20 protein-coding genes are annotated in these 19,567 nt (G+C 40.7%); 11 read left to right on the top strand and 9 right to left on the bottom strand.

Annotation, left to right across the window (positions count from 1 at the left end):
- The first annotated feature begins 6 nt into the window (after window positions 1-6).
- The 3 genes from AACZ11_RS00210 (at window position 7) to AACZ11_RS00200 (ending at window position 3,550) form a co-directional block, all read left to right on the top strand.
- The gene (locus AACZ11_RS00210) at window positions 7-1,506 is read left to right on the top strand and encodes a carboxypeptidase-like regulatory domain-containing protein (protein WP_290628319.1); all 1,500 of its coding nucleotides are present in this window, start codon (window positions 7-9) and stop codon (window positions 1,504-1,506) included.
- A gap of 78 nt (window positions 1,507-1,584) precedes the next feature.
- Entirely contained in the window at window positions 1,585-2,763 is a 1,179-nt protein-coding gene (locus AACZ11_RS00205) for an AIR synthase related protein (RefSeq protein WP_290628317.1), read from the top strand.
- A 55-nt stretch (window positions 2,764-2,818) separates the two neighbouring features.
- Window positions 2,819-3,550 (top strand): hypothetical protein, encoded by a 732-nt coding sequence (locus AACZ11_RS00200; RefSeq protein WP_290628315.1) that lies wholly within the window; start codon window positions 2,819-2,821, stop codon window positions 3,548-3,550.
- Between the two features lies 1 nt (window position 3,551).
- Here AACZ11_RS00200 and AACZ11_RS00195 read toward each other — a convergent pair whose 3' ends face one another.
- Entirely contained in the window at window positions 3,552-4,034 is a 483-nt protein-coding gene (locus tag AACZ11_RS00195) for a peptide-methionine (S)-S-oxide reductase (protein ID WP_290628313.1), read from the bottom strand.
- Between the two features lie 116 nt (window positions 4,035-4,150).
- Here AACZ11_RS00195 and prfA point away from each other — a divergent pair, with 116 nt between their 5' ends.
- From prfA to AACZ11_RS00180, 3 genes are read left to right on the top strand one after another with little or no spacing between them, the layout of a single operon-like run.
- Window positions 4,151-5,227, top strand: a complete 1,077-nt coding sequence (gene prfA, locus AACZ11_RS00190; RefSeq protein ID WP_290628311.1) for a peptide chain release factor 1 — start codon at window positions 4,151-4,153, stop codon at window positions 5,225-5,227.
- Window positions 5,228-6,046, top strand: a complete 819-nt coding sequence (gene pyrF / locus AACZ11_RS00185) for an orotidine-5'-phosphate decarboxylase (protein ID WP_290628309.1) — start codon at window positions 5,228-5,230, stop codon at window positions 6,044-6,046.
- Entirely contained in the window at window positions 6,036-6,830 is a 795-nt protein-coding gene (locus tag AACZ11_RS00180; RefSeq protein ID WP_290628307.1) for a helical backbone metal receptor, read from the top strand. Before pyrF ends, AACZ11_RS00180 begins: the two co-directional genes overlap by 11 nt.
- Here AACZ11_RS00180 and AACZ11_RS00175 read toward each other — a convergent pair.
- The 3 genes from AACZ11_RS00175 to AACZ11_RS00165 form a co-directional block, all read right to left on the bottom strand.
- Window positions 6,810-6,989 (bottom strand): Lacal_2735 family protein, encoded by a 180-nt coding sequence (locus AACZ11_RS00175; protein WP_290628305.1) that lies wholly within the window; start codon window positions 6,987-6,989, stop codon window positions 6,810-6,812. The two genes, AACZ11_RS00180 and AACZ11_RS00175, sit on opposite strands and share 21 nt — an antisense overlap.
- 124 nt (window positions 6,990-7,113) lie before the next feature.
- Window positions 7,114-7,827, bottom strand: a complete 714-nt coding sequence (locus AACZ11_RS00170) for a DUF4197 domain-containing protein (protein ID WP_290628303.1) — start codon at window positions 7,825-7,827, stop codon at window positions 7,114-7,116.
- 78 nt (window positions 7,828-7,905) lie between these two features.
- Window positions 7,906-8,787, bottom strand: coding sequence for a T9SS type A sorting domain-containing protein (locus AACZ11_RS00165; protein ID WP_290628301.1), 882 nt, complete (start codon window positions 8,785-8,787; stop codon window positions 7,906-7,908).
- A gap of 164 nt (window positions 8,788-8,951) precedes the next feature.
- On the opposite strand from AACZ11_RS00165, the gene AACZ11_RS00160 reads away from it, so the two are divergent.
- Window positions 8,952-12,377, top strand: a complete 3,426-nt coding sequence (locus AACZ11_RS00160) for a methylmalonyl-CoA mutase family protein (RefSeq protein WP_339831129.1) — start codon at window positions 8,952-8,954, stop codon at window positions 12,375-12,377.
- Between the two features lie 136 nt (window positions 12,378-12,513).
- Window positions 12,514-13,911 carry a hypothetical protein gene (locus AACZ11_RS00155; protein WP_290625972.1) on the top strand — a complete coding sequence of 466 codons (1,398 nt, stop codon included), beginning with the start codon at window positions 12,514-12,516 and terminating at the stop codon, window positions 13,909-13,911.
- A 50-nt stretch (window positions 13,912-13,961) separates the two neighbouring features.
- Here the strand turns inward: AACZ11_RS00155 and AACZ11_RS00150 are convergent, their stop codons facing one another.
- The gene (locus AACZ11_RS00150) at window positions 13,962-14,357 is read right to left on the bottom strand and encodes a hypothetical protein (RefSeq protein ID WP_290625970.1); all 396 of its coding nucleotides are present in this window, start codon (window positions 14,355-14,357) and stop codon (window positions 13,962-13,964) included.
- 129 nt (window positions 14,358-14,486) lie between these two features.
- Between AACZ11_RS00150 and AACZ11_RS00145 the strand changes: the two genes are divergently transcribed.
- Both AACZ11_RS00145 and AACZ11_RS00140 read left to right on the top strand, forming a co-directional pair.
- Complete coding sequence (locus AACZ11_RS00145; protein ID WP_290625968.1) at window positions 14,487-14,930, top strand: Lrp/AsnC family transcriptional regulator; 444 nt, start codon at window positions 14,487-14,489, stop codon at window positions 14,928-14,930.
- A gap of 107 nt (window positions 14,931-15,037) precedes the next feature.
- Window positions 15,038-15,250 carry a hypothetical protein gene (locus tag AACZ11_RS00140; protein WP_290625966.1) on the top strand — a complete coding sequence of 71 codons (213 nt, stop codon included), beginning with the start codon at window positions 15,038-15,040 and terminating at the stop codon, window positions 15,248-15,250.
- Between the two features lie 3 nt (window positions 15,251-15,253).
- On the opposite strand, the gene AACZ11_RS00135 is transcribed toward AACZ11_RS00140, so the two are convergent.
- Together AACZ11_RS00135 and AACZ11_RS00130 are read right to left on the bottom strand one after the other, a co-directional pair.
- Entirely contained in the window at window positions 15,254-16,021 is a 768-nt protein-coding gene (locus tag AACZ11_RS00135; RefSeq protein WP_290625964.1) for a DJ-1/PfpI family protein, read from the bottom strand.
- A gap of 9 nt (window positions 16,022-16,030) precedes the next feature.
- The gene (locus tag AACZ11_RS00130) at window positions 16,031-17,257 is read right to left on the bottom strand and encodes an MFS transporter (protein WP_290625962.1); all 1,227 of its coding nucleotides are present in this window, start codon (window positions 17,255-17,257) and stop codon (window positions 16,031-16,033) included.
- A 250-nt stretch (window positions 17,258-17,507) separates the two neighbouring features.
- Between AACZ11_RS00130 and AACZ11_RS00125 the strand changes: the two genes are divergently transcribed.
- Complete coding sequence (locus AACZ11_RS00125; protein ID WP_290625960.1) at window positions 17,508-18,116, top strand: DUF1684 domain-containing protein; 609 nt, start codon at window positions 17,508-17,510, stop codon at window positions 18,114-18,116.
- On the opposite strand, the gene crcB is transcribed toward AACZ11_RS00125, so the two are convergent.
- A complete protein-coding gene (crcB, locus tag AACZ11_RS00120; protein WP_290625958.1) occupies window positions 18,113-18,484 on the bottom strand; it encodes a fluoride efflux transporter CrcB in 372 nt (123 codons plus the stop codon). The genes AACZ11_RS00125 and crcB overlap by 4 nt on opposite strands.
- On the bottom strand, window positions 18,485-19,552 hold the full coding sequence (locus tag AACZ11_RS00115; RefSeq protein WP_290625956.1) for an SRPBCC family protein: 1,068 nt from the start codon (window positions 19,550-19,552) through the stop codon (window positions 18,485-18,487).
- Window positions 19,553-19,567 lie beyond the last annotated feature (15 nt).

The raw sequence follows: 19,567 nt of genomic DNA, 5'->3' as shown, positions 1-19,567 counted from the left end.
ACAGTGATGATGAAAGGAAGTAAAACATATTTCAAGTATATAGGTGTATTCCTAATTCTTTTATTTTCTTGTAATGAGGATAGAATTGGTGAAAATGACCTCGGGACAATTAAAGGGACCGTTGTGGCTTCGGGGTCCAACACTCCGCTGGTCAACGTAAGGATATCTACTCAGCCTATTTCAAGTACAGTGTTTACAGACAGCACGGGTGCTTTCAGAATTGAAAATGTACCCGTGGGAGAATACGCGGTAGAGGCTAGAATTGAAGGATATATTACAGATTTTGAACCTACGGTGGTGGTTGCAAATTCCGATGTGAATGTTGTATTCGAATTGGAAGTGTCTACAGCAAACAATAGGCCTCCTGCGGCACCCGAACTAATTGCACCCGCTGAGAATGAAGTCTTACAAAGTATTGAAGCAGTGTTTGAGTGGACCACAACCGATCCCGATGAAGACCCAATAACTTATACGCTAGAACTTCGCAATGATCTAAATGATGATGTGCAGTTATTTGAGGATATTGCAGACACAACGTTTACGTATTCTCCACTAATTCTGGGCGCTAAGTACTTTTGGCAGGTGTCTGCAACCGATGGCATCAATGATCCTGTTCTTAGTCCGGTAGGAACCTTCGAAGTTATTAGTGCTCCTATAGATAATCGCTTTTTATTCGTTAGAAAGATCAATGGGAATAACGTCATCTTCTCTGCCGATGAGTCCGGAGCAGAATTTCAACTCACTTCCCAAGAAAAGAATAGCTATCGACCAAGACGAAATGTTGCGGCAAACCGAATTGCTTTTCTGCAGAACGACGGGGCACAAGTGCATATCTACACTATGAAGCGGGATGGTACCGATGTACAACGTGTTACGGGAGCTGTAAAACCTACAGGGTTCAATTTAAACGAGATCAACTTTTCTTGGCCTCCAACCAGTGACATGATCTATTTTCCTCAATTGGATAAATTATACCGAATAAATTCAAACGGACAAGGGCTCGACCTCGTCTATCAAACACCCGATGGTTCCTTGATATCTGAAGTTGACGTAAGTGAAACCGATGATATCATAGTGCTTAAGACCAACAACCTACAAGGGTATGATGTACAAATATATACGATCGATTTTGCCGGAAATGTACTTGATACAATCCTTACGGGAATGCCGGGAGCAACAAGCGGTCTAAATTTATCTGTTACAAATCAAATGGTGTTATATTCTTATGATGTTTCCGGATTTCAAGGAGCGAATTATAGAAGGCTGAATATGCGTATGTTTGTATATGATCTGGTAACCGATGTTACTACGGATATTTCACAGGACAAACCGAGTGGAACGAACGATCTTGAGCCTATATTCTCTCCTAATGAAGCCTTTGTTATCTTCACAAACACCTCAAATGATGGAATATCACAAAAGGATGTGTACCGCCTTGAAATTGAAAGCGCGGAAGATTCAAGAGAACTTTTATATGAAAATGCCTTTATGCCCGATTGGGAATAGCATTTTTTAGGAATTACTAAAAAGCTCACCTTTGTGAGCTTTTTTTTATTGCGTACTTTTGTAATCTAAATATTTTCCATGAGTCAGGAAATTTCCAAACGTTATGCACAACGAGGCGTCTCTGCTTCAAAGGAAGAGGTGCACAGTGCCATCAAGAATGTAGACAAAGGATTGTTTCCTCATGCATTTTGTAAAATCGTACCCGATTATCTTACAGGAGATCCCAATTTTTGTTTGGTCATGCACGCAGATGGTGCCGGAACGAAATCCTCTCTGGCGTATACCTATTGGAAGGAAACCGGTGATTTATCTGTTTGGAAAGGAATTGCTCAAGATGCTCTCATCATGAATGTTGATGACCTCCTATGTGTTGGAGCTACAGATAACATTCTGCTTTCCTCTACCATTGGAAGAAACAAGAATTTAATACCGGGCGAAGTGATCTCATCCATTATTAATGGAACCGAAGCATTGATTAAAGATCTGGCAGACTTTGGTGTAGTGATTCATTCCACCGGAGGTGAAACAGCAGATGTTGGAGATCTCGTTCGAACGATCATAGTCGATTCAACGGTTACAGCACGTATGAAGCGAAGTGAGGTGATTGATAATGCGAATATTCAGGATGGAGATGTAATTGTTGGTTTGGCTTCTTTCGGTCAGGCCACTTACGAAAAGGAATACAATGGTGGCATGGGGAGTAACGGACTTACCTCGGCACGTCATGATGTCTTCGGAAAAGTACTTATGGAGCGTTATCCCGAAAGCTTTGATCCGGCCGTACCGGCAGATCTGGTGTATTCAGGAAGTAAAAACCTAACCGATCCGATCGCTGACAGTCCGTTGAACGCAGGGAAGTTGGTGCTCTCACCCACACGTACCTATGCTCCGGTGATAAAGAAAATCCTTTCGCAATATTTAAATAATGAGATTCACGGAATGGTTCATTGTAGCGGTGGAGCACAAACCAAAATCCTTCATTTTGTGGATAACCTGCACGTTATCAAAGACAATATGTTCGATATACCACCTCTCTTCAAACTGATCCAGCAGGAAAGTGGAACCGACTGGAAGGAAATGTATCAAGTTTTCAATATGGGTCATCGTATGGAACTTTACGTGCCCGAATCTATCGCAGAAACGATTATCGCTATCTCAGAATCGTTCAATATTCCTGCTCAAATTGTTGGACGCGTGGTGTCTTCAGAAAAAAAACAGCTAACAATTAAAACCAGGTTTGGAGTGTTTACGTATTAATATGTAGGGTAATTCCTATCATTTTAACATTAAGTAATTACGAAACAACCAAATTATGAAAACAAAACTACCTGATGCCTACCTTCAGCTCACGCTGCTGTGCATTATTTTTTTAGTCATCAATATGGTAACTGTGGCCTCCTTACCAATTGAATTAAGTCGTATTGTTCGCGTTTCAACCATTCTATTTTTGTTACTATTTCTAGCGTATCACAAAGGGCATACGCAATTGATCGTTTTTTTGGGGATCTTATTTTTTGCACTAAGAGACAGTTTGATCATTGATTATGAGAACGAGTTCAATAAAACTTTTGTGTTCATCATTACAATTTTCGCCTATACCTTATTGGCTTCCATTCCGTTGAAAAAATTAAAATTGTCCAAATCAACCCCTGTTATTATTATTTTTGTAATCAGCCTAATAGCTCTCAATGTATTCAATGTCTATTATCTGTCAGATGTTGTGAGTAGTGAGTTGGATACTTGGTTTCAATTGGTGTTGTTCTTCATTCAAGGAGCTGTACTTATTATTCTAGGGTTTGTAGGTTTTATGTATAACGAACGTTTTGAAGGGAAAACACCACTCATCTATCTGTATTTCGTACTGTGCTTTATATTGTCGGATCTCTGCGGACTGGCAGCTTATTTTTTCAAATTTGAGGCAGCATACTTTCCGGAACGAGCATTCTATATCATTGGCCTTGTATTATTGGTGAACTTTTCATTAAATCAAACAATAATCCAAGAGGATCGTATTACTGAGCGCAAAAAGGAATATTTACTTTAATCTATTTTAAGAGCGACTTTTCTTTCAATACTACTAGTTTCGGAAGTATATAACGTTCACAAAACGGAGCGGTAGGGTTCTTTTTATAATAGTTTTGGAGGGATTTTCTGCTTGGAGTACATTGGTTAAACGGGAGGACTTTGGTTATAATTGGATTCTGAAATTGCCGCTGAAGATCCACTATTGCCGCTTTAGAAATAGCCGCCTGCGCTTCTTCAAAATAGTATATGGCACTGCGGTATTTTTTTCTGAAGGAATGGGAAACAGTAGCTTTGTGCGTATGGAGATGTACTTCTATTAAGTGAGCAAGAGAAATAGCTTTTGGATTGTACGTTACAATCACACCTTCAGAATAGCTGGCAAACTCATTTGTCGCTGCAATGTACCCTTGTAATACATCGTGAACTCCGTTCAGCTGCTGAAAGATGGCTTCAGTGCACCAATGGCATCCCCCTCCAAAGCCTATTTTTTTGAATTCCTGCATGTTGCTAATGTCGGTTTTGCTCGCGATTCATTTCAAGGTTCGATAAAAATAATTAGATGAAATTATCGTAAATTTGCAGCTGTCTATCAGTAAAGGTAGCAGGCTTATAAAGAAATATGTTAGAAAAACTTCAAATAGTGAAACAACGCTTCGATGAAGTGAGTGATCTTATCATTCAGCCGGATGTCATCAGCGATCAAAAGCAATACATTCAGCTTAATAAAGAATATAAAGATCTTCGTTTGCTTATGAATAAGCGCGAGGAATATATCCAGCTTACCAATTCGATCAAAGAAGCCGAGGAGATCATTGCAGATGGCAGCGATCCCGAAATGGTAGACATGGCCAAAATGGAGATGGAAGATGCGAAGGAGCGAATACCTAAACTGGAAGAAGAGATCAAGTTTCTGTTGGTGCCAAAGGACCCTGAAGATGCTAAGAATGCTGTTATGGAGATTCGTGCGGGTACCGGAGGTGACGAAGCAAGTATATTTGCGGGAGATCTCTTCAGAATGTATTCAAAATATTGTGAGAGCAAAGGATGGCGGACCAGCGTTGTAGACTTTAGTGAAGGAACCAGTGGTGGGTTTAAAGAGATCCAATTCGAGATCGAGGGGGAAGATGTTTATGGAACCCTAAAGTTTGAAGCAGGGGTACATCGCGTACAGCGCGTGCCTCAAACGGAAACACAAGGGCGTGTGCATACGAGCGCTGCTACAGTTATGGTTTTTCCTGAAGCCGAAGAATTTGATGTGGAAATCGATCCGAAGGAAGTAAGAGTTGATTTTTTCTGTTCTTCGGGTCCGGGCGGGCAATCGGTAAATACAACCTATTCGGCCGTGCGTTTAACACACCTTCCCACGGGCTTGGTAGCCCAATGCCAAGATCAAAAATCGCAACATAAGAATAAAGAAAAGGCTTTTAAAGTGTTACGCTCAAGACTTTACGATATGGAGCTGGCTAAGAAGCAGGCTGAAGATGCTGCAAAACGTGGCTCTATGGTAACCAGTGGTGATCGAAGTGCAAAAATTAGAACGTATAACTATCCCCAAGGTCGTGTCACCGATCATCGAATTAACCTTACCTTATACGACTTAAGTAATATTATCGATGGAGACGTTCAAAGGATCATTGATGAATTACAATTAGTAAGTAATACCGAAAAATTAAAAGAATCGGGAGAAGCCTTTTAAATGACCACACAGCAACTTGTTTCCGAGATAAATCGAAAAAAGTCATTCCTTTGTATAGGACTGGATAGCGATATTAATAAAATTCCCCAACACCTTTTGAGGGAAGAAGATCCTATTTTCAGTTTTAATAAAGCAATAATTGATGCTACACAACATTTAGCGGTCGCCTATAAGCCCAACACTGCATTCTATGAAGCTGAGGGGTTGGCAGGGTGGACATCACTACAAAAGACCATTGAATATCTCAATGACCGTTATCCGGAAGTATTTACCATCGCAGATGCGAAACGTGGTGATATAGGGAATACTTCTTCTATGTATGCAAAGGCTTTCTTTGAAAACCTTGGCTTCGATTCGGTGACGGTTGCACCCTACATGGGTAAGGATTCTGTGGAACCTTTTTTAGAATTTCATGATAGGCACACCATATTGTTGGCGCTTACATCCAATCCGGGGGCTTTTGATTTTCAAACAAAATCCTTAGACGAATTAGAACTCTATAAGCGAGTATTGGAGACTTCAAAAACGTGGAAAAATGCTCAAAATCTAATGTATGTCGTAGGTGCTACAAAAGCAAGTTTCCTAGCTGATATTCGTAAGATAGTTCCTGACAGTTTTTTGCTTGTTCCCGGCGTAGGAGCCCAGGGCGGTAGCCTTTTGGAAGTATGCGAATATGGATTGAACGAAACAGTTGGATTGCTTATTAATGCTTCTAGAAGTATTATCTATGCTTCTGATGGAAAGGATTTCGCATCGGCTGCTACTTCTCAAGCCGCAGCATTACAGCTTGAAATGGAACAGGTGCTAAATGCGCGTTAGAGATCAACTTCATAGAGAACTCCTATTTACAGAAGCACCAAAGCGAATTATATCACTAGTTCCTTCCCAAACGGAATTGCTTGTAGACCTTCAGCTTAAAGACCAACTTGTTGGGATCACCAAATTTTGTGTGCACCCCAAAACACTCCGCGATTCAGTTGCGATAGTAGGTGGGACAAAACAAGTGCATTTCGATAAAATTAGATCCCTTTCCCCCGATATTATAATCTGTAATAAGGAGGAAAATACCCGGGACATGGTCCATGAGTTAAATGATATTGCTCCGGTATGGGTGAGTGATATTGTTACGTTGGAAGATTCTTATGATATGATAAATGCATTAGGATTGTTATTTGATCGCAGTGAAAGAGCTTCAGAAATAACGAGGAAAATTAATGAGGAACAAGATAAATTTTCAAAATTCCTTCAGCATGTAGAGTTTAAAAAGGTCGCTTATTTAATTTGGAAAAACCCGTATATGGCAGTAGGTGGAAGTACGTTCATAAATTCGCTGCTGTCCATCAACAAGTTTCAGAATATCTTTATGAAAGCAGAATCGAGATATCCGGAAATTACAGTGGAAGATCTTCATGATGCCGAATTGATCTTACTTTCATCCGAACCTTTTCCATTTAAACAAAGCGATGTCATTGAGCTAAAAAAAACACTTCCGGGAGAAGTGTTATTGGTGGATGGAGAATATTTTAGTTGGTACGGTTCGCGATTGCGGAATGCGTTCCAATACTTTAAAAAGTTACATTGGTTATTTATCACCATATTTTAGGGTGATATATTGAATCTCTTCAAAGACTTTATCGGCTTCTTGATGTAGCCGGTCACTTTGTGCTTTATCATTCAGTGCGCTACGGAATGATCTTTTCATTAATGAGCGATATCTCTCTTTAAGTCTTTCTAATCTTGTTTTTTTTCTGAATAAATTCATCTTTCCATCTACATTACGGTACAAAATTAATAGAGACAATAGAAAAGATGTATTAAGGATAGGTTAATACTATCATAATTAGGGATTGATAGCTAGTAATAGCGTTAAAACCTTAACGTTTCTGCTAATCCTGAAGCGCAAAAACTTGTCTAAGGAGGGGTGTTGTACGTGCGCTTATTTTGGTTCGAATATTTTTTTCTTCAATGCTTATCATCTTATAAACGCCATCCAAAGCCTGATTTGTAACATAATCGGTAAGATCCGGGTTCACTTGGTTTACAAACGGAATGTTATTATACCGAGTGATGATCGATGTCCAGATGTCATCGGCTCCTACTTTTGAAAATGAGTTCTTGATCACAGGATTGAACTTAGCATATAATGCTTGATTGGTTTTGCCTTCAAGATAGGAAGTGGCTGCATTATCCGGACCTAATAAAATATTCTTTGCGTCATTGAATGTAATTTCCTTTACAGCAGTTACAAAGATTGGCGTAGCTTCTTTTACTGCGTCTTCTGCGGCGCGATTTAAGAGCAATAAGCCTTGATCGGCCAAATTGTCTAAGCCCAGATCTCGCAATGCTTTGTCAACTTTTTGTAATTCTTGGGGCAGTAATATTTTGACTAATTGATTTTTATAGAAACCATCTTTTTGTGTCAATTTGGTCACTTGTTTATCGATACCGAAATCCAAAGCCTGTCTCAAACCATTGGCAATCATCGTTGGGTCGGTACCAATTCCTCCGCCGGGTAATGTATTTACTACATTCTGAAGCTCGGCACAGGCGCTAAGGATAAACAATGAAATTACTAATAAGGATTTCTTAAAAAAGGACATAATATAAGGTTTAATTTAAAGATAAAAAAAGACCCTTCATAACGAAGGGTCTTTCAGTAATACTTAAAAAGTATTTAATTACTTGATAACTTTGATCGTCTTAGAAGCACCATCAATAGTAACCTGTACTAAATAAGCTCCGGATGATAAGTTACTCATGTTGATTTTTGGAGAAACAGATCCTGGGCGAACCTCAAGAACTTTCTTTCCTAATACATCAAACACCACTACAGTATCAACGGCAGCTTTAGAACTAATGTTCAATACATCTTTAACAGGGTTTGGATAAACACTGAATACATCAGCAGAGAAATCATCAACTCCAAGAACTCCTTGAACAAGTCTTACATCATCAACGAAGTAAGTATTTGTCTCTGAGTCTGAGAAAAAGTCAACACCACCAAAGAAGTCAGCACCAGTGTAACCAACTACACCACCGCTAGCACCGTTTACAACCAACTCATACGTTTCAGCGTCAACATCCACTTCAGCTCTCATTGTAAACCACTCATCTTCTGGATAACTAAGCGCAGAACTTCCACCATCATCAGCTAACGTTCCGGCAACTAATGTGATGTTACCTGATAAAAACTGTAGGTTGTCATTAGCGCTAGGAGATACATTTCCTTGAAGGTTGAAATAACCTGTGCTTCCAGAAGGAACATACATTCTCCAGAATACGGTCCATACACCGGAAGTTGCAACGCCTCCGAAATCAAGTACTGCATCTTGAGGACCTAGAGAAGCTGGCCCAATGAAGATCGACTGAGATCCATCGAATGCTTGAGCATCGCTCACAATGGCATTTTGGTTATTGGTATTAGTTCCGTCCCATGTAGTCCATCTTGGAGTAAATAAAGGACCAAGATTATATGTTTCAATGTCATCCACAAACTGAGCGTTTGCAGGGGCCATAGAAAATACAAAGGCTACGATTGCAAAAAAGTAAATTTTTTTCATAATGTTTATTATTTTGTTGTTTAATATTGAAGTGCCAATATACAAAATATTTTATTAGGACAACAAAAATTTACATTTTTTTAGGATAGTATTTTAATTTGTTAAAGGCTAATTTCACTGTGTTTTTCGTAAATTTGTAAGCTCATTCATAGCAATAAATATCTATGCAACAATCAACTCCCTATATTCCAAAAAATAAGGTTCGAATTGTAACTGCCGCTTCTTTATTCGACGGGCACGATGCTGCCATCAATATCATGCGACGAATAATACAGTCTACAGGCGTGGAAGTGATTCATTTGGGTCATGACCGAAGTGTCGAGGAAGTAGTTAACACAGCTATTCAAGAGGATGCGAATGCCATTGCAATGACTTCGTATCAGGGAGGGCACAATGAATATTTTAAGTATATGTACGACCTGTTGAAGGAAAAAGGAGCCGATCATATAAAGATCTTCGGAGGTGGGGGCGGTGTTATCCTCCCGGCTGAAATTAAGGACTTGATGGATTATGGCATCACACGCATTTATTCTCCGGACGACGGCCGTGAAATGGGATTGCAAGGAATGATTAATGATCTTGTCAAGACGGCCGATTTCCCTATTGGTGATCAACTTAATGGCGAAGTAGATAAATTGAGTAAAAAGGATCCGGGTGCTATTGCCCGCGTGATCTCTGCTGCTGAAAACTTTCCGGAAGTAGCGAAAGAATCCCTTCAAAAAATTCATAAAAAGAATGAAAAAATCACTACGCCAGTTTTGGGGATCACAGGAACGGGCGGTGCAGGAAAATCATCGTTGGTAGATGAGCTTGTGAGACGATTTCTTATCGATTTCCCTGAAAAGACCATTGGTTTGATCTCTGTGGATCCATCGAAACGTAAAACCGGAGGTGCCTTGTTGGGTGATAGAATTCGAATGAATGCCATCAATTCACCCAGAGTATATATGCGCAGTCTTGCAACGCGCCAAAGCAATTTGGCTTTGTCTAAACATGTTTCTGAAGCTATTGAGGTCCTTAAAGCAGCAGCGTATGATCTCATAATTCTAGAAACCTCAGGAATTGGTCAAAGCGATACCGAAATTCTTGACCACAGTGACCTGTCTTTATATGTTATGACACCGGAGTTTGGTGCCGCCACGCAACTCGAGAAGATCGACATGCTCGATTTTGCCGATCTGGTTGCTATTAATAAATTCGATAAACGCGGATCCTTGGATGCGCTTAGGGATGTAAAGAAACAGTACGTTAGAAACCATCAATTATGGGAAACTCCCGAGCAAGATTTGCCGGTATTTGGAACAATCGCCTCACAATTCAACGATCCGGGTATGAACAAACTCTACAAAGCTATTATGGATACTATTGTAGAGAAAACGAAGGTTGATCTTAAAAGTACCTATGAAATTAGCGATGAGATGTCCGAAAAGATCTTTGTGATCCCTCCCGCTAGAACACGTTATCTTTCTGAAATAGCAGAGAATAACAGAGGGTACGATAAAAAAGCAATAGAGCAGACCGAAGTAGCTCAAAAGTTATATGGGATCCATAAAACTTTAGAGTCTGTTACCAATACCTCCATTAAATTAACAAAGCATGGTCTTGATGAGGATGTTTTCCAAAAAGAGAAGTCCGATAAGAATCAAGATTTCATCACTCTGTTGCGATCGGAATTCGACCGTGTGAAAATGGATTTAGATCCTTACAATTGGGAAATGATCACCGGATGGGACGAAAAGGTGAACCGTTATAAATCGCCGGTGTATACTTTTAAAGTTCGTGGTAAGGAGATCAATATCAATACACACACTCAATCACTTTCAAAAAGCCAAATCCCAAAAGTAGCATTGCCGAAGTATCAGGCATGGGGAGATATTTTACGTTGGACCCTTCAAGAGAATGTACCGGGGGAATTCCCTTATACTGCGGGATTATACCCGTTCAAGAGAACCGGTGAAGACCCCGCCCGTATGTTCGCCGGTGAAGGAGGACCGGAACGTACAAATCGCAGATTCCATTATGCCGGTATGCCCGCTAAACGTCTGTCAACAGCTTTCGATAGTGTTACCTTATACGGTAACGACCCGCACCATCGCCCGGATATCTATGGAAAGATAGGAAATGCCGGGGTGTCTATTTGTTGTTTGGATGATGCTAAGAAATTGTATTCCGGTTTTGATCTAAGTCACGCCATGACTTCGGTGAGTATGACCATTAATGGTCCGGCACCCATGTTATTGAGCTTTTTCATGAATGCAGCCATCGATCAGAACTGTGAGAAGTATATCATTGAGCACGCAATGGAAAAGGATGTGGAGGACAAGATCCGGAAGATCTATTCAGAAAAAGGTATTGATCGTCCTACATATTTAGGTGAACTTCCTGAAAGTAATAATGGCTTAGGACTAATGCTTCTAGGTGTAACTGGAGATCAAGTATTGCCGGAAGATGTTTACAATAAGATTAAAACTGAAACGCTACAGCAGGTTCGAGGAACCGTTCAGGCAGATATCCTCAAAGAAGATCAGGCGCAAAACACCTGTATCTTTTCAACTGAATTTGCACTGCGGTTAATGGGTGACGTTCAAGAGTATTTTATAGAGAAGAAAGTAAGGAACTTCTATTCGGTCTCCATTAGTGGATATCATATCGCCGAAGCAGGTGCAAATCCAATCACTCAATTGGCTTTTACCCTCGCTAACGGCTTTACTTACGTGGAGTACTATCTTTCTCGTGGAATGGATATCAACGAGTTTGGCCCGAATCTTTCATTCTTTTTCAGTAATGGAATCGATCCCGAATATGCGGTAATTGGCCGAGTGGCACGCAAGATCTGGGCGAAAGCATTGCGTGATAAATACGGAGCGAACCCTAGAGCTCAAATGTTGAAATACCACATTCAAACCTCCGGCCGCTCTTTACATGCACAAGAGATCGACTTCAATGATATCCGAACGACTTTACAGGCGTTATATGCTATCTACGATAATTGTAATTCCTTACATACCAACGCCTACGATGAAGCGATCACAACGCCTACCGAAGAGAGTGTGCGACGTGCGATGGCCATTCAACTTATTATCAATAAGGAATTAGGCTTGGCGAAGAACGAGAATCCTATACAAGGCTCTTTTATTATTGAAGAACTTACAGATCTCGTGGAAGAGGCCGTGCTTCAAGAATTTGATAGAATTACCGAAAGAGGGGGGGTTTTAGGCGCTATGGAGACCATGTACCAGCGTAGCAAGATCCAGGAGGAAAGTTTATACTATGAAACCTTGAAACATAATGGCGAATTCCCAATAATAGGAGTGAATACTTTTTTAAGCAGTAAGGGATCACCAACAGTCTTGCCTGCTGAAGTGATTCGGGCAACAGAAGAGGAGAAACAAGCGCAGATACAAACCCTTCAAAACCTGCATAGGATGTACCAAGACAAAGCCCATGAATCCATTGAAAGGATCCAACATGCGGCCATTCACAATGAGAATATGTTCGAACAGCTCATGGAAGCCACTAAGGTTTGCTCTTTAGGGCAAATCACTGCGGCTCTTTTTGAAGTGGGTGGTCAATACCGTCGCAATATGTAAACAGAGAACCTGCTTATTTCGAAAAAAAGGATGTGAAGGGCTTACCGAAAGTTTCTTTCGGCCCTCTTTTATAAGATATAATAAAAACCTTGTACTTTTCCTTACCTTTAGACTGAAGTATTGTAAGCATACGGTCATGAATCTTTTCTCCTATCTCTCGCTGCTATTCTTTCTTTTGTCTTGGGGCTGTGGGAACATCTTAGTAGCGCAAAACCTACGTTTTGAACGCGGACAAATACTAGACTCATTGCCCGTGATGGAATCGAAGGAAACGTACGCTTTATATATACCGACATCGTATACTGAAGAAAACCCAAGTTCGATCATCTTTATCTTCGATCCCGTCGGCAGAGGACGTACAGGTATCCACCCCTTTCTGAAGGCTTCTGAAACTTATGGTCATATTTTGGTTTGTTCCAATGACTCCCGAAACGGACCCTATGAAAGAAACATTGCAGTCGTAAACCGATTGTTTGCCACCATCTTTCAAACATTTACCATAGACGAACAGCGCGTGTACCTTTCCGGATTTTCGGGAGGGGCACGTTTAGCGACCACAATTGCAGTGATGACCGGTAAGATTGCCGGAGTGGTCTCCTGTGGCTCCGGGTTCTCTCCAAATGCTTTACAGATCCCTACAATGACCCGAAAGTTCTCTTATGTGGGAATCGTGGGAGACCGGGATATGAATTTTCAAGAATTATTTAGGGTGGGTGCTCTCTTCAGCAAATTCGGGATTAATAATGAGATACTTACTTTTGAGGGGGAACATCGTTGGCCTTCTTCAGAAATTGTCCTGCGTGCATTCGACTGGTTGGAACTTCAAGACGTGTTATCTAATAAATTTAGGATGAAGGATACAGTGATGTTGGCAGCATTGCATAGAAATTACCAGGCGGGTCTTCAATTCGAAAGGAAAGGAGCGCCTCTGGCGGCCGTAAATGAATACGATCGAGTTTTGCGTATGTTTCGTCCTTACTTTAATCTCGATACGGTTCGTCTTACAATAAAAAGGCTTCGGAAGGAGAAGGCGTTTAAAATTGCCGTTAGTAAGAACGAAAAAATTAAAAAGGAAGAAGAAAAAATTCGTGAGCGCTTCGAAATGCGTTTTTTTTCAGAATTGAACAATAATGCTACCATGACCGATACAATATGGTGGGTTGAAGAATTTCAGAAAATAAAAAAGATCTATATAAAGTCCCCCGATCCGGCCTTTCAAAAAATGGGGGAGCGAATTATTAACGCCATGAATGCGGTTACTTATGAGACAGGAGAGGAAGCGTTGAGAAACCTCGCCGTGTCTAAAGCACTTTATTGTCATCATCTAAGAGTGTTGCTATTGCCCGAACAGTCCTATCCCTATTTTCAGCTTGCCCGAGATTATGCTTTGCAAAATAATTTGGACAAGACATTAAAGTATCTCGCCCTCGCTGTTGCTAAAGGGTTTACAGCAAAAGAACGTGTCCTTTCTACTGCGGAATTTAAAAAATACCATCAAGATCCGAAGTTTCAAAAACTGTTGGAACGATTGTAAGGCAGATACATTTTTAATTGTTTTGAAAATGATCGAATTGAAATAACAGCCTATAAGGTCAATAACCAGCTGCGCTGCAACTTTCTGAATTTTTTCAACTCAGTTCGAAGGATTGGTAAAAATTCCTTCCCATTGCTGTTGGCCCCTTCTAAACGCTCGCAATTTTTATACAGGGCATTCGCCAATCGATTCACCGAAGCAGCATACTTGTGCTTTTCTTCAGAAAAGGTTTGCCGTTCTGCCTTTAGGATTTCCGGAGCCAATGATACCGATTGTTGCACGATATCTCCCGTAAAATATATAGAGGGATCTTCTTCTCCATGGGGCCCTAATCCCGATAAATCATGTACCAAGTAATTGGAAATATGTCTTGAAAGCATAAATATTTCCATAGCCTTCTTATAGATAGGCGATTGCGGCAGACCATGTGGAATATGTGGTATCATTGTACGTATGCGTGGGGTTTCACAAAACACCCAAATTTAAGCACAAATCAAGACTTTCATCTTTAAAAAATAAAGTAAAATTGTATATTAGCTTTAAATATTAATTTTTTTAACTCCTTTTTTATATAAATGCAAATAGACACATTAAGCTGGAAAATTTTGAAATGCTTACAAACCAACGCCCGCCAGTCGAACGCAGATATTGGAAGACAAGTAGGGATTAGTTCTCCGGCGGTAAGCGAGCGCATACGAAAAATGGAAGATGCGGGCATCATCCATGGTTATAAGACCGTAGTTTCGCCATTTGAGACGGGATACCAATTGAAAGCTATTATTACTTTACGTGCTTTTATGGGAAAATTAAAACCCTTTCTGGAAAAGGTTAAAACTTATGATGAAGTCCTTAATTGTTATAGAATTACCGGGAATGAGAATATCGTCATGGAAGTTGTTCTCAAGAACCAAAAGCATTTAGAATCTTTTATCGATCAACTTATAAGTTACGGAGAGACGAAGACTCAGATCGTACTTTCGCACGTTGTTGCGAACAATGCTATTCGGCCTATCCATTAGGCGCGTTAAGGATTTCTTAGCATGTGTTAAACTAAAGACAATTAAGGGTTCTTTAATACTGTAGGCTGTACAAGTAATGTACTTTAGAGGAAAATAAAATAACAGCCATGAAAAATTACACAACACATTTTCTTATCATAACGCTTGTAAGTGGCGTACTCGGATTTACAGGTTTAGAATATCCGGGCGCTACCTTTGTTCGATTTATTTGTTTGGTCGCCGCTGTGGGACTTATGATCTCTTGTCTTGATGCGGTCCTTATTTCCAGAAAGATCAAACGCATTCAGTTAAAAGAACAGCGCGAGGACGTTCGTAAATAGATTTTATTGGTTAATAATGATATGAGGAATCTTGTCCAAGTTCCATTCAATTACAAGCCCGCTTGCTAATGAGCGGGCTATTTCTTTTCCATACAAATACTCGCAGAGGTACAATGCCGCTTCAAAACTCTTCGCTCCGCCGGCCGATGTGATGTATTTTCCATCGTGAACAAACAATACATCCTTGCGTATGTCCAATTGCGGGAACATGCTGCGCATAGTGTCGACATCACTGGGAAAAGTGGTTGAAACTACTTGATCTAAAAGACCTGCTTTTGCCAATACAAAGGCTCCGTCGCAATGCGATGTCACAAATCGGGCGTTTTTTGAGGCTTCCTGTAAAAAGGCGATCATCACTTCGTCTTCCAGATCGTGGTCCAAATGATGTTCGGCGCTGGGAACTACCAAAATATCAATGGGCGGAATGCTGTCTCTTACATAGTTGAAATCGGGAAGGATGCGAAGTCCTTCGAACGTCGTAATTGGCTCCTTTGTGTTTGCTACGGTAAAAACATGCATAGGTTTTATATTCTCACGGAACACAGTATGTTGAAAAATATCATACGGAGCCGTAAGTTCGGTGTTGTAGACACCGTCCATGATTAAAAATGCGACATTATATCTTTTTGATGGCAGCTTCGGAAGGGATTCTTGGGTCGCTTCTGAAGGATCCAATCGGGTACCTTCTTTTTCCTTTTCAGAATCAGTTTTTCCACAGGAAGCCATTCCGAAGCACAGCAAAAACAACAAGCATAGACCTATCTTCTTCATATCTTTCAATTAAGCAGAAGCAAAAGTAGTCGATTTTTTCAGCAATTGTGCCAACCACAAAGTTAGTATCGAAATGATCACCAAGAAGGCGAAAATATAATACCAGGTGGCGTCGAATCCTAAACTATTTACCATGTTCATACCGCTATTATGACCAATAATATGGGAAATGGAGAAGCTCATGCTATAGAGTCCCATATAACTTCCTTTTCTTCCTTTAGGTGCCATTTCTAAGGCCAGCGCATTCGAAAAGGGAGAGCCTATCATCTCACCCAATGTCATAAGTAACATGGCGATTACCAAAATACCGCTCCAAGACGTTAGGTTTAAAACAATAAAACTCAGTGCCAAAAAGAAGATACCCCAGAATGTCGCCATGGTTTTGGAAAGTTTTCTTCGTTCCAGCCAAGTAATGAGCGGCATTTCAAAGATCACGATCACGGCACCATTGATAAAGAACAGCCAACCTATAAGATCTTCGGTTAGGAAATGTGCTTTTTCATAGTAGATAGGCATTACACTAAAGTATTGTACAAAAGTGATGCTATTCGCAACCATGATAATAAAGAAAAGCATAAAGAGTCCGTTGCGATAAGGTGCTACGCCTTCTTTGTGTTTTAAAACAGGTTCGGTATTCGTAACCGTTGGTTTTTTGGGTTTTAGCCAAACGAAAAGACCCATTCCGGCCACCACGCACGTAATTCCGTCGATCCAGAAAAGAGACGCATAATTGATATTTGCTATAATGATCCCGCCAATCAAAGGTCCAATAGAGAAACCAAGGTTGATCGCTAATCGGATGAGGGTTATACTTCGGGTGACATTGCCTGGTTTGCTATAGGTGTCTGCCGCTACGAATATCGCGGGACGATATGCATCTGCCAATAGAATGAGTACGAAGATTCCTAAACAAAATCCGTAGAACGTTTCTATAAACTGAAGGAACACAAAGCCAATGCCTCCCAGAAGCAGGCTACTAACGATCACCTTATAGAAGCCTATCGTATCAGTGAGTTTTCCACCTATCCATGTTCCCGTAAGGGAGCCAAGACCAAAGCTGGTCATGATCCAACCTACCTGCGGCAGGGTGAATCCTTTGGAATTTACCAAGTACAAAGACAAGAAGGGAATGACCATCGCGCCTGCACGATTAATAAATGTTACTAAGGATAGCAACCATATTTCTTTCGAGAGTCCCCGAAAATTGCTTAGGTAATTTGTATAAAGTTTTTTCATTGGTTGGTGGTCGTATAAAAGTAAAACGTCCCGCTCGAAGGCGGGACGTTTTTATATTGAATAAATTTATTTCGCTATAATAACTACATACATCGCCTGGGTTTCAGTTGTGAAACGACACAAGGTTGTGAAATGATGTATGTTCTGGTTTTCATTTTTGCTATGCGATTGAAACAAATGTAGTAAAAAAATGAATTGGTTTCGCTTCGGGTCACGAACTTTCCTTTTATATTTACGGAAACCTAACCTTATGAGTCTTCGAATTCTTTTCGTGCTCTGTTGCTTCGGAAGTAGTCTCCTAGCTCAGACCGATACTAGCTTAATAGCCGAAATAGAAAGCTACAGAAAAACAGAGAATGAGCGTTTCAGCAACCCTGAAACAACCATATTAGAACCCAAAGATCTGCGACATTTTAATGGTTTGGACTTCTATCCCATAGACCTAACCTATCGTGTTACGGCCCGTTTTGTGCGTACTCCGGACGAAAAGCCTTTCTTTATGCCAACAACTACCACTCGGCTCCCGGAATATGTGAAATACGGCGAGGCGCATTTTCAATTGGAAGGAAAAAATTTGGTATTGTCACTCTATCAAAGTACCAATCTCGAAAAGGAGGCAGGGTATGAAGACTATCTCTTCCTTCCTTTGACCGATTTAACCAGCGGTGACGGTTCGTACGGCGGGGGACGATTTCTGGATACGCGTATTCCGAAAGGAGACTCAATAGTGTTGGACTTTAACAAACTATACAATCCGTATTGCGCCTACAACAAGCGGTATTCCTGTCCCATTCCACCCAAGGAGAACGATCTACAGATTCGAATTGAGGCAGGTGTAAAAGATGTAAAGCATCTTTAAAATAGTTTTACTATCCACATTCCGAAGAAAACTGCTGCAAAACCAATAATCAAGCTAGCGAGCGTGTACCACGCGAAGCTCACAAGATCACCCGACTTCAGAAAAACATGATTTTCGTATGCAAATGCCGAAAAAGTAGTAAAACCCCCGCAAAATCCGGTAGCCAAGAAAAGTACAGTGTTTTGTGAAAGTGAATTGTTCTTCAAGGCGAAGCCTAATATAATTCCAATGAGAAGGCTGCCTGTTATGTTTACAGCGAAGGTGCCCATAGGAAACCCATTTTTTTCGGAAGTAAGCCATGTCCCAATCCAATAGCGAAGCGAACTGCCCAGTCCACCTCCTAAGAATACTAAGAGCAGATGTTTCATTTATTCATTTTCAGTAACCACAGGATTCACAATAGGTATATAGACCTCTGTTACCCAATGAGCCGGATTTGGAACTTCGCCCGGATCTGTTCTATAGACCTCAAACATCTTTGCAGTCGGGTGGGGCTGTAGATTATTTTCAGCCATATAGGCCATGGCTTTTTCGTATGTTTTGCTAAGGTAGTCGTATTTCCCTTTAAGGGTGGTCTTTAAAGTAGTTACTGGCTCCATATAGCCGCACAGTACAGGGCTGCCGTCGGGTGTAATCACTTTTTCCTTCACCGGGATCCCGGCCGAAAAGATAACAGTACCGGTAACGTCATCAATAGTGTTATAAATAGTGAAGGGTTGTCCGGCCATCGCCAAATTATTATCTTGCATATACCCCATTACCTGTCCCAAGAGCGGACCCATTTTATCGCCTATTTCTGATTGTTTGGCTGCCGTGGTATTGTACATATAATAACCACCGCCATATTGGGTAACGCCGTCAACATTGATACTGAAGGTTTCCATACTCTCTTTAACTACTGCTTCAAGATCGTTCAAACCATTTTGAAACATGGTTTTTATAGCAGTATCCATATCATCATCTTGAAAGGCCATAAATACTTTTTCCAAAAACGATTGCTCCCCACGCATTCCCCAAGTAACTTTAGATTGCCCCGGGGTTTCTGTTTCTTCAAACCGCCAATAGACATCACTTTTGCTGTCGCCAATGGGAGTGTTGAATGTGATCGTTTGGTCGATCTCTTTATTAGGAATGACTTTTATGGTTTTCATGGCGCCGTCGCCCACTTCTACATGGTCACTGCTCCAAGAATAAGAAGCGCCTTCTCCTTCGGTCTTTTCGGCATAATTGATCACAATGGACGAATCAATCTTCATCCAAGGACCCCATTCTTCCCAGTTTCGGTAATCTTTTACATTGTTATAGACTACTTCAGCAGGAGCATCGATTACTTTCGTTTCAGCTACATCAAAACTGCCATCTTTTGTACCAAAATAGATGGCGCCCCCAATAAGTACAATTAGGATAAGGAAAAGGAGGTACTTTATTATTTTCATCAGGTTGGGTGTTGT

Source organism: uncultured Altibacter sp. (assembly GCF_963972995.1).
Taxonomy (GTDB): domain Bacteria; phylum Bacteroidota; class Bacteroidia; order Flavobacteriales; family Flavobacteriaceae; genus Altibacter.
Note: the sequence above shows the minus strand (reverse complement) of the source record. Positions and strands in the feature narration are given on the sequence as shown.

Coding starts and splice junctions, on each gene's coding strand:
- AACZ11_RS00210 (WP_290628319.1), top strand. CDS start 7: ATGATGAAAGGAAGTAAAACATATTTCAAGTATATAGGTGTATTCCTA.
- AACZ11_RS00205 (WP_290628317.1), top strand. CDS start 1,585: ATGAGTCAGGAAATTTCCAAACGTTATGCACAACGAGGCGTCTCTGCT.
- AACZ11_RS00200 (WP_290628315.1), top strand. CDS start 2,819: ATGAAAACAAAACTACCTGATGCCTACCTTCAGCTCACGCTGCTGTGC.
- AACZ11_RS00195 (WP_290628313.1), bottom strand. CDS start 4,034: ATGCAGGAATTCAAAAAAATAGGCTTTGGAGGGGGATGCCATTGGTGC.
- prfA (WP_290628311.1), top strand. CDS start 4,151: ATGTTAGAAAAACTTCAAATAGTGAAACAACGCTTCGATGAAGTGAGT.
- pyrF (WP_290628309.1), top strand. CDS start 5,228: ATGACCACACAGCAACTTGTTTCCGAGATAAATCGAAAAAAGTCATTC.
- AACZ11_RS00180 (WP_290628307.1), top strand. CDS start 6,036: ATGCGCGTTAGAGATCAACTTCATAGAGAACTCCTATTTACAGAAGCA.
- AACZ11_RS00175 (WP_290628305.1), bottom strand. CDS start 6,989: ATGAATTTATTCAGAAAAAAAACAAGATTAGAAAGACTTAAAGAGAGA.
- AACZ11_RS00170 (WP_290628303.1), bottom strand. CDS start 7,827: ATGTCCTTTTTTAAGAAATCCTTATTAGTAATTTCATTGTTTATCCTT.
- AACZ11_RS00165 (WP_290628301.1), bottom strand. CDS start 8,787: ATGAAAAAAATTTACTTTTTTGCAATCGTAGCCTTTGTATTTTCTATG.
- AACZ11_RS00160 (WP_339831129.1), top strand. CDS start 8,952: ATGCAACAATCAACTCCCTATATTCCAAAAAATAAGGTTCGAATTGTA.
- AACZ11_RS00155 (WP_290625972.1), top strand. CDS start 12,514: ATGAATCTTTTCTCCTATCTCTCGCTGCTATTCTTTCTTTTGTCTTGG.
- AACZ11_RS00150 (WP_290625970.1), bottom strand. CDS start 14,357: ATGATACCACATATTCCACATGGTCTGCCGCAATCGCCTATCTATAAG.
- AACZ11_RS00145 (WP_290625968.1), top strand. CDS start 14,487: ATGCAAATAGACACATTAAGCTGGAAAATTTTGAAATGCTTACAAACC.
- AACZ11_RS00140 (WP_290625966.1), top strand. CDS start 15,038: ATGAAAAATTACACAACACATTTTCTTATCATAACGCTTGTAAGTGGC.
- AACZ11_RS00135 (WP_290625964.1), bottom strand. CDS start 16,021: ATGAAGAAGATAGGTCTATGCTTGTTGTTTTTGCTGTGCTTCGGAATG.
- AACZ11_RS00130 (WP_290625962.1), bottom strand. CDS start 17,257: ATGAAAAAACTTTATACAAATTACCTAAGCAATTTTCGGGGACTCTCG.
- AACZ11_RS00125 (WP_290625960.1), top strand. CDS start 17,508: ATGAGTCTTCGAATTCTTTTCGTGCTCTGTTGCTTCGGAAGTAGTCTC.
- crcB (WP_290625958.1), bottom strand. CDS start 18,484: ATGAAACATCTGCTCTTAGTATTCTTAGGAGGTGGACTGGGCAGTTCG.
- AACZ11_RS00115 (WP_290625956.1), bottom strand. CDS start 19,552: ATGAAAATAATAAAGTACCTCCTTTTCCTTATCCTAATTGTACTTATT.